11 protein-coding genes are annotated in these 14525 nt (G+C 73.0%); 4 read left to right on the top strand and 7 right to left on the bottom strand.

Features of this window, described 5'->3' with window-relative positions:
- Nucleotides 1–14: 14 nt before the first annotated feature.
- The 3 genes from ACA514_RS45690 to ACA514_RS45700 are packed head-to-tail and all read right to left on the bottom strand — an operon-like array spanning nucleotide 15 to nucleotide 4181.
- Nucleotides 15–1556 (bottom strand): polysaccharide deacetylase family protein, encoded by a 1542-nt coding sequence (locus ACA514_RS45690; RefSeq protein ID WP_375047777.1) that lies wholly within the window; start codon nucleotides 1554–1556, stop codon nucleotides 15–17.
- Nucleotides 1549–2898 carry a glycosyltransferase gene (locus ACA514_RS45695; protein ID WP_375047778.1) on the bottom strand — a complete coding sequence of 450 codons (1350 nt, stop codon included), beginning with the start codon at nucleotides 2896–2898 and terminating at the stop codon, nucleotides 1549–1551. Before ACA514_RS45695 ends, ACA514_RS45690 begins: the two co-directional genes overlap by 8 nt.
- Nucleotides 2899–2909: 11 nt before the next feature.
- Entirely contained in the window at nucleotides 2910–4181 is a 1272-nt protein-coding gene (locus ACA514_RS45700) for a nucleotide sugar dehydrogenase (protein ID WP_375047779.1), read from the bottom strand.
- Between the two features lie 606 nt (nucleotides 4182–4787).
- Here ACA514_RS45700 and ACA514_RS45705 point away from each other — a divergent pair.
- Nucleotides 4788–5315 carry an NADAR family protein gene (locus ACA514_RS45705; RefSeq protein ID WP_375047780.1) on the top strand — a complete coding sequence of 176 codons (528 nt, stop codon included), beginning with the start codon at nucleotides 4788–4790 and terminating at the stop codon, nucleotides 5313–5315.
- 15 nt (nucleotides 5316–5330) lie between these two features.
- Here the strand turns inward: ACA514_RS45705 and ACA514_RS45710 are convergent, their stop codons facing one another.
- From ACA514_RS45710 to ACA514_RS45720, 3 genes are all read right to left on the bottom strand, one after another.
- A complete protein-coding gene (locus ACA514_RS45710; protein WP_375047781.1) occupies nucleotides 5331–5924 on the bottom strand; it encodes a DUF1990 family protein in 594 nt (197 codons plus the stop codon).
- Between the two features lie 93 nt (nucleotides 5925–6017).
- The gene (locus tag ACA514_RS45715) at nucleotides 6018–7427 is read right to left on the bottom strand and encodes a DUF1990 family protein (RefSeq protein ID WP_375047782.1); all 1410 of its coding nucleotides are present in this window, start codon (nucleotides 7425–7427) and stop codon (nucleotides 6018–6020) included.
- Nucleotides 7428–7560: 133 nt separating this feature from the next.
- Nucleotides 7561–9690, bottom strand: a complete 2130-nt coding sequence (locus ACA514_RS45720) for a germacradienol/geosmin synthase (RefSeq protein WP_375047783.1) — start codon at nucleotides 9688–9690, stop codon at nucleotides 7561–7563.
- 118 nt (nucleotides 9691–9808) lie between these two features.
- Between ACA514_RS45720 and ACA514_RS45725 the strand changes: the two genes are divergently transcribed.
- The gene (locus ACA514_RS45725) at nucleotides 9809–10183 is read left to right on the top strand and encodes a phage holin family protein (RefSeq protein ID WP_375047784.1); all 375 of its coding nucleotides are present in this window, start codon (nucleotides 9809–9811) and stop codon (nucleotides 10181–10183) included.
- Between the two features lie 55 nt (nucleotides 10184–10238).
- Complete coding sequence (locus tag ACA514_RS45730) at nucleotides 10239–11096, top strand: aldolase (RefSeq protein ID WP_375047785.1); 858 nt, start codon at nucleotides 10239–10241, stop codon at nucleotides 11094–11096.
- Nucleotides 11097–11137: 41 nt separating this feature from the next.
- Here the strand turns inward: ACA514_RS45730 and ACA514_RS45735 are convergent, their stop codons facing one another.
- Nucleotides 11138–11854: a DUF2993 domain-containing protein gene (locus ACA514_RS45735; RefSeq protein WP_375047786.1), complete on the bottom strand. Its 717-nt coding sequence runs from the start codon at nucleotides 11852–11854 to the stop codon at nucleotides 11138–11140.
- 112 nt (nucleotides 11855–11966) lie between these two features.
- Between ACA514_RS45735 and ACA514_RS45740 the strand changes: the two genes are divergently transcribed.
- A complete protein-coding gene (locus tag ACA514_RS45740; RefSeq protein WP_375047787.1) occupies nucleotides 11967–14471 on the top strand; it encodes an FHA domain-containing protein in 2505 nt (834 codons plus the stop codon).
- The last annotated feature ends 54 nt before the right edge of the window (nucleotides 14472–14525 follow it).

Raw genomic sequence — 14525 nt, forward strand, 5'->3', positions numbered from 1 at the left:
TGGGGGGTGGGGGATCAGCGCGCCCGGAGGGGGTCGAGCGCCGGTCTGCGGAAGATCAGGGTGCGCTGGTCGCGCGCCGCGATCTCGAACGTGAGGCCTCCTTCGTTGAGCCGCGGGTCGATGGCGGTGCGCAGCGGCGCCCCGCCCCCCACGGCGACGGAGAGCCGGGCGCCGCGCACCTCGATCCGGACGGCCCGCGCCCCCGCGCGCGCCGCGATCGGGCGGCGGCCGAGCACGACCGGGTCCGCGACCCCGATCTGCTGCCGGACCAGCACGGACGCGGCGCCGACCACGACCTCGGCCCGGCCGCGGTGGCCCGCGCCGGCGCCGTCCCGGACCGCGATGACCGCGCTGGTGCGCGGGTCGATCCCGGAGATCGTCGCCGTCACCCGGTAGTCCGTCCACTGGCTGGTGTTGGCGCCGGTGAGCAGGCAGCTTCCGTAGACGTCGCTGGTGACGCGCAGGTCGGACCCGTGGCGCCGGCAGGCGGCGAGGTCGCCCGTCCACGGCAGCGCCGCCAGCGCGTGCGGCAGCGGGGTCGGGACGGCGCCGCGGACCATCTCCAGCAGGTCGGACACCGACGTGGTGGCGCGGACGCCGATCCGGTCGAGGCCCCAGCGCGGCGCGTTCGCGGTGAGCGCGTCCACGTGGTCGGTCGGGACGTTCTCGCCGGTGAACGCCTCGCTGAACCCGGCGTGCCGGATCAGCGTGGGCAGCTCCGCCGCGATCCGCGGGTCGTTGCCGGACCGGCCCGGCTCGCCGAACGGGTAGGAGAACGCGGTGGCCTTGCGGCCGAGCGTCCCGGTGAAGAACCGCTGGCTGCGGGCCAGGTCGGCGCGGACGCGGGCCCGCCAGTGGCCGATCGTCTCCATCCCGCCGTCCACCAGCACGCGGTTCGCCATCGGCGCGGCGACATCGCCCGGGATCCGGGTGAGGTCGTGCAGGCCGTCGCTGTGCGAGCCGAACTCCCAGCGCCCGGTCGCGGCGAGGTCGCGGACCTGCCGGGTCGACAGGTAGTACGACGGCGTCCCCGGCTGGACGATCTTCCCGGTGGTCAGGAAGCCGGCCGCGGTGAAGCCGTGCGCCTTCAGCACCGGGTCGGCGGTCGTCCAGTCGGTGAGCTGCCCGTCGTCGAAGGTGATCAGCAGCGCGCGCGGCGGCAGCCGGACGGACCGGTGCGCGATGAGGTCCTCCACGTCCCGCAGCCGGACGGTCCGGTACCCGGCCGCCGCCAGCGCCGCCATGTGCTCGCCGAACATCCGGCGCGACAGCGTGCTGCCGGCGTGGTCGGTGTCGGACACCCCGTGGTAGGTCAGGACGAGCACCGACCCCGGATACCGGGGGAGCGCCGCCGCCGTCCGCGCCGCGGCCGGGTCCAGCCGGACGGTCAGCGCCGCCTTCTGGCCCGGGTCGAACGGTCGGCTCAGCGTCACCCACGTCGTGACCGCGAGGACGAGCGCGCACAGGAACACCAGGCCGGTGAACGCCCGGAAGACCCGGGTGGAGCGGCCGGGCGGCGGCCGCTCCCACGGCGCCGGCTCCGCCCGCTCACCCATCGCTCGCCGCCGCGCTGTACACCTGCATCGGGCGCGGCGCGGACGGCGGCGCAGGCGTCTCGGCGTCCCGGGTGCCCCACTTGCCGTCCCGGATCCGCGCGATCGCCCACAGCAGCTGGGGGGAGAACGCGACGTAGAAGAACGTCCCGATGAACGCGTAGATCCACATGCCGTCGTCGCGCAGCATCCGGTAGGTCAGCGCGTACCCCATCGACACCAGGTACAGGCCGAGGAAGTAGATCATCGGGAAGCGGCCGCCCGCGAGCGGGGTGGCCAGGCTGTAGATCACCACGATCGGGCTGAGCAGGCCCGCGATCGTCTGCACGGCGATGGACGGCAGCGCGCGCGTCCGGCTCCGCCACACGTGCGCCAGCAGCAGCGGCCCCTCCCGGCTCCACGACTTCTTCCAGCGCAGCTGCTGCCGGAAGAACTTGCGGTACCGGTCGGGGGCGTCCGTCCACGCCTCGGCGCGGGCGTCGTAGCGCGTCGTCCAGCCGGACTTGATGACCCGGTTGGTGAGCGCCCGGTCGTCGCCGTAGGTGCACTCGACGCCGAGGAACCGCTGGTGCTCCCACGCGTCCAGCAGCGGCGCGATCGCCGCCCGCCGGTACGCGGCGAAGCAGCCCGAGCAGCAGGTGACCGCGCCGAGCACCGACTCGGCGCTCTTGAGCAGCTGGAACGACACGTAGTACCGCGCCGCCTGCATCCGCGTCAGCACGTTGCTCTCGGCGTTGCGGACGTAGGTGAGGCCGGAGATCGCGCCGACCTTCGCGTCCGCGAACCCCTGGACCAGCAGCCGGACGGAGCCGGGCGCCGGCATCGAGTCGGAGTCGACGAACACCAGGATCTCCGCCGACGTCGCCCGGATCCCGGCCGCCATCGCCGCGCGCTTGCCCTTGTTGCCGCCGAGGTCGACGCACCGCACCCGTCCCCGCGGGTACCGCGCGGCGGCCTCCCGCATGCGGTCCCAGGTGTCGTCGGTGGAGCCGTCGTTCACCACGACGATCTCCAGCCTGTCCGGGGGGTAGTCGAGCCCGAGGCAGGAGTGGATCGTCCGGGCGACGGCCTGGCCCTCGTTGTAGGCGGGCACCACGATCGCGACGGAGGGCGCGATGCCGGCGTCGCGCGGCGGCCGGTAGAACGCCGCGAGCACGAAGCGGCTGATGACGTAACTGCTGACCAGCACCGTGTACGTCGGCAGCAGGAGGTTGCCGCGCATGTAGGCGACCTTCACCCCCACATGCCAGACGATCACTCCGCAGATCACCGTGACGGCGGCCAGCGCGCCCAGCGACAGCAGGCGCGCACGCCAGGGCAGGCCGCGGAACGGGGCCCGCGGCATTCGGCCACGGCTCACAGCGCGACTCGCCGGGAGGGGCCGGAGAAGCGGTACGTCGCGTCCAGCAGCAGCTGGTCCTCGTGCAGCCAGCCCAGGTCGAGGCCCTGCTGCGGGGTGTGCGCGATCACCAGGTCGGCCGGTTCCGGGGTGACGCTGGCCAGCTTCGTGCCGCCCTCGGTGACCAGTTCCGGGACGCGCGGGTCGTGGTACCTGACCTGCGCGCCCGCCGCCAGCAGCCCGTCGATGATCTCCAGCGCGGGCGACTCGCGCAGGTCCTCGACCTCCGGCTTGTAGGCGACGCCGAGGATGAGGACGTCCGCGCCCGCGAGGCCGCGGCCCTGGTCCGACAGCACCTGCCGGGCCCGCTCGACCACCTGCCCGGGGCGCATCGCGATCGCGTTCATCGCCGCCGACACCAGCGGCGTGTGCAGCCGGTCCCGCTTCAGCTGCCAGAGCAGGTAGTGCGGGTCGCAGGGGATGCAGTGCCCGCCCGCGCCGGGGCCGGGAAAGAACGGCATGAACCCGTACGGCTTGGTCGCGGCGGCCTCGATGACCTCCATCACGTCCAGCTCCAGCAGCCGGCTGGCGTCCGCGAACTCGTTGACGAGCGCGATGTTGACCGCGCGGAAGGTGTTCTCCAGCAGCTTGGTCATCTCGGCGGTCTCCGCCGACGAGACCGTGTGCAGGTCGCCCGCGTACCGGCCGAGCAGCGCGACGGCCCGCGCCGCGCACCGCGGCGTCACGCCGCCGACGACTCGCGGCACGTCCTCGTGCGCGTGCCGGTCGTTGCCGGGGTCGATCCGCTCCGGGCTGAACGCGACGAACACGTCGGTGCCCACCCGCAGGCCCCGTGCGGTGAGCGGCCGGACGAGCAGGTCCCGGGTCGACCCGACGTAGCTGGTCGAGGTCAGCACGATCGTCTGCCCGTCCCGGGCGTGCGCGGCGGCGGTGGCGCACGCCCCCATCAGCGCGCCGAGGTCGGGGACGAGATGCCGGTTGACGGGCGTCGGCACGCAGATGATCAGCGCGTCGGCGCGGGCCGCGTCCGCCGGGTCGGCGGTCACGGCGAAGTCGTCCCGCGCCGCCCGCAGCCGCTCGTGGTCGCTGTCCAGCAGGTCGACGCGGCCGGTGCGGACGGCCTCCAGCCGGCCCGGGTCGAGATCGACGCCGAGGACGCGGAGCCCGGCGGCGTGGAAGGCGAGCGCGGTCGGCAGCCCGACGTAGCCCAGGCCGATGACGGCGACGTCGTACGCGGACGAATCCGTGTGCTGGGCTTCGATGGGCAAGGTAGCGGAGGACATGGCTCAGTGATCTCCCCGTGTGAGCTCCGGTCCGAGGACCGGAGTCCATCAGCCAATGGCAAAGACAAGGTAAAGAGTCTTAGGTGACTGGTTGACAAGGGACCACAGTTCAGCGGAGGTCTTCTACGCCCGATAGGGGACGACTTCGCCCGCCGATCTATATGATCATGCACCTGACCAGGCGAAAAGAGACCAGGACCCGCCCGGAGACCGGGCGGGTCCTGGTCGCGGCCATAACCGGCCGGTCAACGTGCGGCGAGACCGTCCTCCGGGGAGGCCGTCTCCGCGTCCGTCGGACGCTCGGAGTCGGTGTCGGCGGGCCGGCGCTCCGGCCACGACACGATCCGGGTACGACGAGGGTTCGCCAGGGCGTTGTCCATTTCTGCTGCTGTCCTCCCGTTGTCGACGGCCCGCGATTCTCGGTATCGGGGCCGACCGAAATAAGGAGATCTTCCCCGATGACCCACCCGGGATAGCAAAATGGTCTAGACCGCAAGGCCTGTACCGGTGACAACGCCGTGGCCCCCGCAGTGCATTCCCGCGCATGAAACCCGGTCGCACTGTGACCTTTCTCTCTGCCACCATCGCCACATGGACGTCCAGCACCTCATCCGCCTCCACGACGAGGGCGCCCGCGTGAAGTACCTGTTCTTCTGGGGCCACCGCACCCCCGGCCCCGGCTATCTCAGCCAATGGTGGCCGTCCCCCTTCAGCGTGGACGGGGTGACCTATGCCACTGCCGAGCATTACATGATGGCCGGAAAGGCCCGCCTCTTCGGCGACGAGGAAACGGCCGCCGCCGTCATCGCCGCGCCCCATCCCGGCGCCGCGAAAGACCTCGGCCGCCGCGTCCGCGGCTTCCGCGAGGACGCCTGGGCCGCCCACCGCACGTCCGTCGTCGTCGCCGCCAACCAGGCCAAGTTCACCCAGCACCCGGAACTGCGCGACTACCTGGCCGGCACCGGCGACCGCGTCCTGGTCGAGGCCAGCCCCCTGGACCGCGTCTGGGGCATCGGCCTGGCCGCCGACGACCCGCGCGCCGCGAACCCCGCCGAATGGCTCGGGCAGAACCTGCTCGGCTTCGCCCTGATGGCCGTCCGCGCCACCCTCGCGGCCTGACGCCGGCGAACACGGTCAGCCGTCCGCCGCCGGTGGGCGCCGGCGCCCGTCGAGTTCCGCCCGGGTGAGGTCCGCCATCCGGCGGCAGGCCCGCCGCTGGTATTCGAGCTGGGTGGGGCGGCCGAACAGCGCGAAGCCGAGCCGGACCACGGGATTGCGGATGCCGGCGCGGCGGGAGAAGGCGTGGAGGTGGAACTCCACTTCCCCGGTGTCGAGCCACTTGCGCACTTCCTGGTCCATCTGGCCGCGTTCCAGATGCCCTTCCAGCGTCCGGTAGTTCCAGCCCCACACGCGCGCCCGGCGCCCGTCCCGTTCGACGACCGTGTCGACGACGTCGCCGACGCGGACGCCGAGGTGGAAGCGCAGGCCGAAGAACCTGCCCTCCAGGAGCATGTCGTTCCCCGGGGCCGGGGCACTCGTCCGGTAGGCGCTCCGGATGATCCGCGGGTCGGCGAACTCGTAGTCGCGGACCAGGCGGCGGGCGATCTCCCAGCTGCCCTCCGGCTCCGGCGGGCCGGGGCGTTCCGGCGGAAGGGGCCGGCGGTAGTCGTCGATGTGCCAGCCGTCCGGCCCGGCGTTCTCCGGCCGATCCCGCGGCTCGAAGTTCACCGGACGATCCCGTAGCTCGCCGTAGAGCCGCTGCAACCGGCGATGCTTGCGCGGCCCTCCGCGCTGGGCGGTCCTCCACCGGCCGATCATCGCTCACCCCGCGCGGCGGTCGGTGTGCTGGACGGCGTCATAGGTGCGCCTCCGCACCTGCTGGAGCGGACCGGCGGGCCGCAGCCCCGGGATCGGGTGCCGGGCGGGATTGAAGCGCACCGGCGCGCGGTCGTCCCTCCGCGCGGGGCCCGTCAGGACCAGTTCGCCGAAACGCTCCCATGGGCCGAACTCGGTGGCCACGACCAGATCCATCGGGACCGGCCCCTCGCCGGCGGCGCGGGCGAGGGCGCCCAGGCCGGACGGGACGGTCCGCCGGGCGACCGCGCCGACGAACACGTGCCGGTCGCCCGCGGCATAGGGCAGCAGCGAACCGTAGAACCCGGGCCCCCACCGGACCGCCGGGCGCAGCAGGTGCCGGCCGAGCCGTCCCCGCCCGGTGGTGGCCAGCAGCAGTTCGGAGGGCGCGCCGCCGTCCGGGGCGTCGTCCCCGGGCTGCCGCCACCGCAGCGCCAGCCCGAGGACGTCGGGAAGCGGGGGCGGCAGGCCGACCGACCGCGACAGGCGCGCCAGGCCCCGCGCCTCCACCGTGTCGTCCAGCAGGGGGACGCCCCAGAAGTGCGAGGTCCCCGACAGGCGCAGGGTCGCGTCGAGGACCAGCCCGCGGGGATGCAGCGGCCGGCCGCCGCGCAGCCTCGCCAGCGCCGTGAAGGCCCGCGCGGACGCCGCGGCCGCCAGCTCGGTCGGGTACCGGGCGTTCACCCGGCCGTCCCCGGTGATCTCGACCCGCTCCGTGCGGACCTCGACGTCCCCCGCCATCCTGCCGCCGGACATCTCGGCCACCCGGCCGCAGAAATGGGTCCACATGTGGAGCTGCATCTCCTTCGCCATGCGCAGCCGGTCGTAGAGCACGTCGGCCAGCCGGTCGCCGCTCCGCGTCCACGACTCGACGGTGAACTGCAGCCCGTCCTCGGTGTCCTTCGCGCGGAACTCGATCTCCCCGGCCTCGACGTGGCCCTGCAGGGTCGCGAACCGGAACGACACCGGCGTGCGCTCCACCACCCGCACCGGGCAGTCCCAGGGCCCCGGCATGTGGACGTCGTACTCGTCGCCGAGGTCCAGGGGCGCCGCGTCCCCCGAGGTCTTGTCGAAGACGGCGAACTCGACGGGCGACGCGGCGTTGACGTCGGCGCGCAGCCGATCCATCAACCGCGGCGCGTCCAGGCCGCTGCCGACGATCCGGGCCCGGTAGCGCCGCTGGTACACCGGTCCGACACCCTGCCGCACGCCCTGGACGCGGTCGCCCCGGCGGTCGGGGATCTGGTCCGGGGCGGACGCCGCCGGCAGCCGCTCGCGCGATATCCCGCGCGAGGTCCGCAGCCAGCGCCACAGCGCGACGCCCATCCCCACCGGCCAGCGCGCCGTGCGCGCATGCCGCCGCCAACGTCCCCGCACGGCGCCCCCCGACGACTCGCGCCTTCGCTCCAGCGTCATCACCCTGCGTCACTTCACGCTGGTCACGCCCTACCCTCGCCGCCGTCCCCCAACCAACGCCCACCCGGACGCGGGCCCGCCGAACGGGGGTGCGTCAGCCGATGGTCGTCCTGAAGGGGCGGAAGGCGGAGGCGCCCAGCGGGCGGACGGGTTCGCGCTCGTCGTAGCGGCGGGTCTCGCGGTGCCATTTGAGGATGCCCGCCATCCAGTCGCGGAGTTCGGCGACGTAGGTGTCCAAGGCGGTGCGGGCGGTGTCGTCGAGGCCCATGTCGGCGGCGAGGGCGGGCAGTTCGGTGGTGGCGAGGTGCTCGAACTGGCGGCGGCGCGAGGTCATGAGGTCGTTGACGATGGGGACGGCCTCGTCGCGGCCGCAGTCGAAGAAGTGCTGCACGGCGAGGACGCCGTTGTTGACCTCGCCCTCGTACTCGATCTCCTTCTGGTAGGAGAAGACGTCGTTGAGCAGGCAGGCGTAGTCCATCGCGGACGCGTCGATCTCCTGCAGGGTGCGGGTCGCGAAGACCTCGGCCGGGATCTCGTGGGCAAGGCCGATGCGGCTCAGCGCCATGGTGAGCTCGGACCCGAAGGTGCGGCGGCGCATCTCGAGGTAGTCGACGGGGTCGGGGATGCGGGACTGCAGGTGGTTGCCCAGTTCCCACAGCCAGCTGTCGACCATGTGCTCGATGGCGGCGCGGAACTCGCGGCGGCCGCGGGCGGTCATGGGGGACGCGGTGCGGTGCCACAGGTCGAGGAGGCCGGTCTCGAAGGGGTTCTCCGGGACGGGCGCCGCGCCGCAGTCGAGCGGCATGAAGGCGCGGACGCGCGCGGTGAACCGTTTCGCGCCGGCCATGTCGTGGTCGCGGTGGAAGACGGCCGGGAAGTAGTCGTCGCCGAAGGTGCCCCAGGCCAGCCACTGGGTGGCGAGGTCGAGCGCCTCCGGGCTGGAGTCCGGGTCGAGGGACGCCGAGCAGATCGCGAAGTCGAACCCGGCGAGCTTCTCGGCCGTCCAGAGCGGGACGGGGTGGCGGGGCAGCGGGTCGTACATGCCCATGGCGGCGCACCAGGCGACGACGTTCCGGCGGGCCGTCTCGCGGTGCGGGTTCACGCGGGCCTCGTACGGCATGTCGAAGTCGGGGAGGGCCGTCGGGCCCACTTTCTGGAACGGGACGTGGGGGCGGCTGATCCGGGCCGACTTCAGCAGCGCGGGTATGTGCGAGGCCGGCATGCCGGCGGACTCGCGGTTCATGTAGCGGCTGGAGCGCAGGTGCCATTCGTGGCCGCCGGACTGCCAGTCCTGAAGGCCCTTGACGTAGCCGGCGACGGCGGCCCGCTCTGCCGCGTTCAGCCCGTGCTCCTCGAACAGCGGGGGCAGTTCGGTGACGGCGGTGTTCTCGAACTGGCGCAGCCGGGAGGTGAGCAGGTCGTTGACGGTGTCGGCGGCGCGCTGGGCCGGCACGCCGAGGAAGTGCTCGACGACCAGGACGCAGTTGTTGATCTCGCCTTCGGACTCCGTCTCGCGCTGGTAGGAGAAGATGTCGTTGCGCAGGTGGACGCCGTCGGAGAAGGTGTCCTTCAGCACGCGGAGCGGGCGGGTGCCCACGACGCGGGCGGGGACCTCCACGCCGGCGGCGTGCTCGACGAGGTCCGCCGACCAGGGGGCGCCGCCGACCTTGCGGCGCATCTGGACGTACTCGACGGGGTTCGGGACGCGCCCGGTGCTGATGTTGGACAGCTCCCACAGCGACTCGCGCAGCAGCGCGTCGGTGCTCTCGGCGAACCGGCGGCGCCAGGCCAGGGAGCGGACCGGGACGGTGCGGGCCCACAGGTCGGCGAGGCCGCGCTCGACGGCGTTCCGCGGCTCCGGCGGGTCGAGCGACATGAACAGCGGGAGCCGGTCGAGGTAGGCGCGGGCGCCCGCCTGGTCCTGCGGCTTCTTGAACACCTCGAGGAAGTGGTCGTCGAAGTAGAAGACCCAGACGTACCAGTCGGTGACGAGGTCGAGTTCGGGGCCGTCGCAGTCGGGATGGGTGTAGGCGCACAGGAGCGCGTAGTCCATCGCGTCGAGCTGCGCCTCGTCCCAGATGTCGGGGGTGCCGGGGTCGCGGGTGTCGTCCAGCATGCCCATCGTGCGGGCCCAGGCCGTGCTGTGCGTCCGCGCCCGCTCCAGGTGCGGGTTCAACCGGGCCGGGTACGGGACGTAGAAGTCGGGCAGCTGGAACGGTTGCATCGACCGGACACGCCTTCCTGCTCGGGGACGCTTCGCAACCTATAGCACACGCAAAGTTACTTGCAGTGACAGCTTTGCTCCCCGGAATCCTTCGCCATGCAACGGGTAGGCCGAGGTCATGACTCGGTCGCGACAGGCGGCGAAGATCAAGGACGATCCGGTGGAGCAGAACCTGGCGCTCGTCCGGCAGGTGATCGACGCCGCGCATCAGGAGATGCTCGACAAGGCGCGCAAGCGCGTGCCCGCGGTGAAGTTCGGCGCGCTCGCCGGAACGCTCGGGGTCCTCGCCACGGCGGCGACCTACCGGATGAACGTGCTGCTGCTGGAGAAGAAGCTCCCGCCGGAGCTGGCGTCGTTCGTCGCCGCGCTGGCGTACGGGGGCGGCGCGGGCGCCGCCGCGATGGCGGCCTCGCGCAGGTGGAAGGGGCTGCCCGCGCCGCTGCCGACGGAGACGGCCCGGCAGGTCGCGGAGATCATCACCGACTCCGGCTGAGCGGGGCCGCCCGCCCGATTGACAGCGCGCCGTGCTCGTCAGCAGACTCGCAGGAGTGCGCATCGGCGAGCTGACGGACGTGCGGGCCGCGCGACCGGAGGCGGTCGCCGAGGCGGCGGCGCGCCGGGTGCGGCTCCCGTCCCTCCCGGACCGGCCCGTGATCATCGCGGCGGACCATCCGGCCCGCGGCGCCCTCGCCGCCGGCGCCGACCCGGTCGCGATGGCCGACCGGCGCGACCTGCTCGAACGGCTCTGCACCGCGCTGGAACGCCCCGGTGTGACCGGCGTGCTCGGCACCCCGGACGTCCTGGAAGACCTGATGCTCCTCGGCGTCCTGGACGGCAAGGTCGCGATCGGCTCGATGAACCGCGGCGGGCTCGCCGGCGCGGCGTTCGAGATCGACGATCGCTTCACCGCCTACGACGCGGACGCGATCGCCGCGTCCGGGCTGGACGGCGGCAAGATGCTGCTGCGCATCGAGGACACCGACCCGGCGACGGCCCGGACCCTGGAGGCCTGCGCGCACGCCGTCACCGCCCTGGCGGGGCACCGGCTGATGGCGATGGTGGAGCCGTTCGTCTCGCACCGCATCGAGGGCCGCGTCCGCAACCTGCTGACGCCGGAGGCGATGATCCGCGCGGTCTCGGTGGCCGCGGGGCTCGGCGCGACGTCGGCGTACACGTGGCTGAAGGTGCCGGTCGTCCCGGAGATGGAGCGGGTCGCGGCGGCGACGACGCTGCCCCTGCTGCTGCTCGGCGGCGACATCGGCGACGATCCCCGCTCGGTGCTGGACGGCTGGCGCCGCGCGCTGCGGCTGCCGGGCGTGAAGGGCCTGGTCGCCGGGCGCTCGCTGCTGTACCCGCCGGACGGCGACGTGCGGGCGGCCGTGGACGCCGCCGTCTCCGTCCTCTAGCCCGGCCTCACGAGTCGCCGAACCTCACGAGTCGCCGAACCTCACGAGTCGCTGAACTTCACGTTGCGGCCGGTCACGTGGAGGCCGACGCCGCTGGACGAGACGGTCACGCTCTGGAACGTCAGCCCGAGCGGCAGGCCCTTCACCGGGACGGTGAAGTCGAGGTCGTCGCCGAGCTCCGACCGCGAGAACCCCTCGACCGACTGGGTCCGCACCACGATGCTGTCGCCCTGCTTGGTGACGGTCGCGGTGGCGGTGGCGTCCGTGATGCCGAGGTCCATCTTCGCCTTGACCAGGTTGTTCCCGGCGGCCGTCAGGACGAGGTCGGGGTTGTCGCTCGCGCTCGCGAGGTCCTTGAAGCTGACGAACGCGGTGCCGTCGACGCTGCCCAGCGTGCCGCTGCTGAAGCCCGAATCGACCCGTACGTCCTGTGCGCGCACTTTGAGGTTCGTGATGCGCAGGGGGCCCTCGGTGATTTTGCTCGCCTCCAGCCGCACATCGCCGAAGTGCCGCGACACGACCTGGGTCAGGAACGGGATTCCCTTGATCGTCACTTTCGGCGTCGTCGGGAATCCCTCCTTTTTGATCTGCACGGCCATCTCGTGCTGCGCGAACGCCACACCGCCGCGGTCCGCCACCACCAGGAGCAGCACCAACAGCAGGACGGCACAGATCAGTACGGTCAGCCACCTCGGCCGCCTGCGCCTCGGCAGACGGTCGACACGGGTGACGGTGGCCGCGTGCGGCGGATTCGCCATGGCGTTCACTCAATTCGCGCGCCCGGCCCCTGTCAATGGGACCGGTGTCCCGTGAATGCCGGGCCCGAAAAGGGGCCGGGACATTTCCGGGGCGAGGACTTACACTCCCCGCATGACGGCCGGACCTTCCGCCGAATCCCTAGCCGCGCCCGTTCTCGTCGTCCGCACGCGCGACCGGGTCCACCGGCTGCGCCCCGGCGGCTCCTACCGCATCGGCCGCGACCCCGCGTCCGACATCGCGCTGTCCGACGCGCGCGTCTCGTGGTGGCACGCGGTGCTGCGCACGGGCCCCGACGGCTGGCTGATCGAGGACGTCGGCAGCAGCAACGGCACGTTCTGCCAGGGCGAACGCATCGAGCGGATGGAGATCGGCGGGCACCGCACGTTCCTGCTCGGCCACTCCTCGGCGGGCGAGAGCCTGGCCTGCTTCCCCGAGAACCCGCCGCCGAGCCGCCGCCAGGTGTACCCGCCGCCCGGCGGCCGGGCGGTGCCGCCCGTCCAGGCGCCGGCACCGCGCGGCCGGGCGCCGCGGCCCGCCGGCCCGCCGTCCGGCACCGCGCCGCCGAGCCCGTACCCGCCGCAGCCGCGCCCGCAGCCGAACGGGGCGCCGGGTCCGCGGCCGGAACCGGCCGCGCAGTACCGGCCGAGCGTCGACCGGAACCCGAGCCAGATCATCCGGGTCGCGCCCCGCACGCTGCGGATCGGCCGCGCCGCCGACAACGACATCGTGGTGGCGGACCTCGTGGTGTCGCGGCACCACGCGGAGCTGCGCACGCTCGGCCCGGGACGGCACCAGATCGTCGACCTCGGCAGCCACAACGGCACCTACGTCAACGGCAACCGGGTCGAGTCGGCGGAGTTCACCGAGAGCGACCTGCTCGGCGTCGGGCACGCCACGTTCCAGCTGGTCGGCCAGGAGCTGCGGGAGTACGTCGACACCGGCGACGTGTCGCTGTCGGTCGAGGACCTGATCGTCCGGACGCCCGAGGGCAAGGTGATCCTGGACGGGGTGGGCTTCCCGATCCCGGAGCGGTCGCTGGTCGGGGTGATCGGGCCGTCCGGCGCGGGCAAGTCGACGCTGCTCGGCGCGGTGACCGGGACGCGTCCCGCGACCGAGGGGACGGTCCGCTACGACGGCCGCGACCTGTACTCCGACTACGACGAGCTGCGGCACCGCATCGGGCTCGTCCCGCAGGAGGACATCCTGCACACCCAGCTCGACACGCGGCGGGCGCTGCTGTTCGCCGCCGAGCTGCGGTTCCCCGGCGACACCCGCAAGCAGGAGCGCGAGCAGCGCGTCGACGAGGTGATCGGCGAGCTGGGCCTCACCCCGCACGCGAAGACCCGGATCGACCGGCTGTCGGGCGGGCAGCGCAAGCGGGTCAGCGTGGCGCTGGAGCTGCTGACGAAGCCGTCGCTGCTGTTCCTGGACGAGCCGACGTCCGGCCTCGACCCGGGGCTGGACAAGACGGTCATGGAGATGCTGGCCGAGCTGGCGCACGACGGCCGGACCGTCATCGTCGTCACGCACAGCGTCGCGAACCTCGACATCTGCGACCGGCTGCTCGTCCTGGTCCCGGGCGGGCGGCTCGCCTACTACGGCCCGCCCGCCGAGGGGCTGGACCATTTCGGGAAGCAGTCGTGGGCGGAGGTGTTCCAGGCGTTCGACCGCGAACCGGACCGCGACTGGGCGAGCGAGTTCCGCGGTTCGCCCCGCCACGCCCGGTACGTGGAGAGCGGCCGGCAGGGCGGCGCCGTGCAGGCCGACACCTCCGTCCCGGCCCCGCCGCCTCGCCAGCAGTCCCGGTTCGCGCAGCTCAGCACGTTGTGCCGGCGCTACCTCTCGGTGATCGCGTCCGACCGCAGCTATCTCGTGCTGCTCGGGGTGATGCCGCTGATCCTCGGCGGGCTGAGCGCCGCGATCCCGGCGCCGAAGGGGCTGACCGGGCCGCCGGGCTCCAACGCCGACGCCGCGTCCAAGCTGATGGTGCTGGCGTTCGCCGCCTGCTTCGCGGGCACCGGCAACGCCGTCCGCGAGCTGGTCAAGGAGCGGACGATCTACAGCCGGGAACGCGCGGCGGGGCTGTCGGCCGGGGTGTACCTGATGTCGAAGCTGCTCGTCCTCGGCGTGATCACGGCGCTGCAGGCGGTCGTGCTGGTGTTGATCGGGACGATCGGGGTGAAGCTGCCGCCGTCCGGGACGTTCGGGCCGGTGCTGCCGGAGCTGATGCTGGCGATGGCGCTGCTCGGCGTGGTGTCGATGGCGCTCGGGCTGCTGGTGTCGGCGTCGGTGAACAGCTCGGAGAAGACGCTGCCGCTGCTGATCGTCCTGTCGATGGGGCAGCTGGTGCTGTCGGGCGGGCTGGTGCGGCTCGCGGGCAAGCCGGGGCTGGAGCAGCTGGCGTGGCTGTCGCCGTCCCGCTGGGGGTTCGGCGCCGCCGCCGCGACCATCGACCTCGACACGATCATGCCGCACGAGGGCGGCTCCGACGCGGTGTGGAAGCACGCCGTGGGCGCCTGGGGCATGGACCTCGGCATCGCGGCCGGGCTCGGCGTGCTGTTCTCCGCGCTGGCCTGGTACCGGCTGTACCGGCTCCGCCCCCGCCGCCGCCGCTGACCGCGTCCGCCGGTCCGGGTCGACTGGCCACCGCCGATCCGGGGTAGGGGCCCG

It is taken from the genome of Actinomadura sp. NTSP31, from assembly GCF_041951385.1.
GTDB classification, from domain to species: Bacteria; Actinomycetota; Actinomycetes; order Streptosporangiales; family Streptosporangiaceae; genus Spirillospora; species Spirillospora napierensis.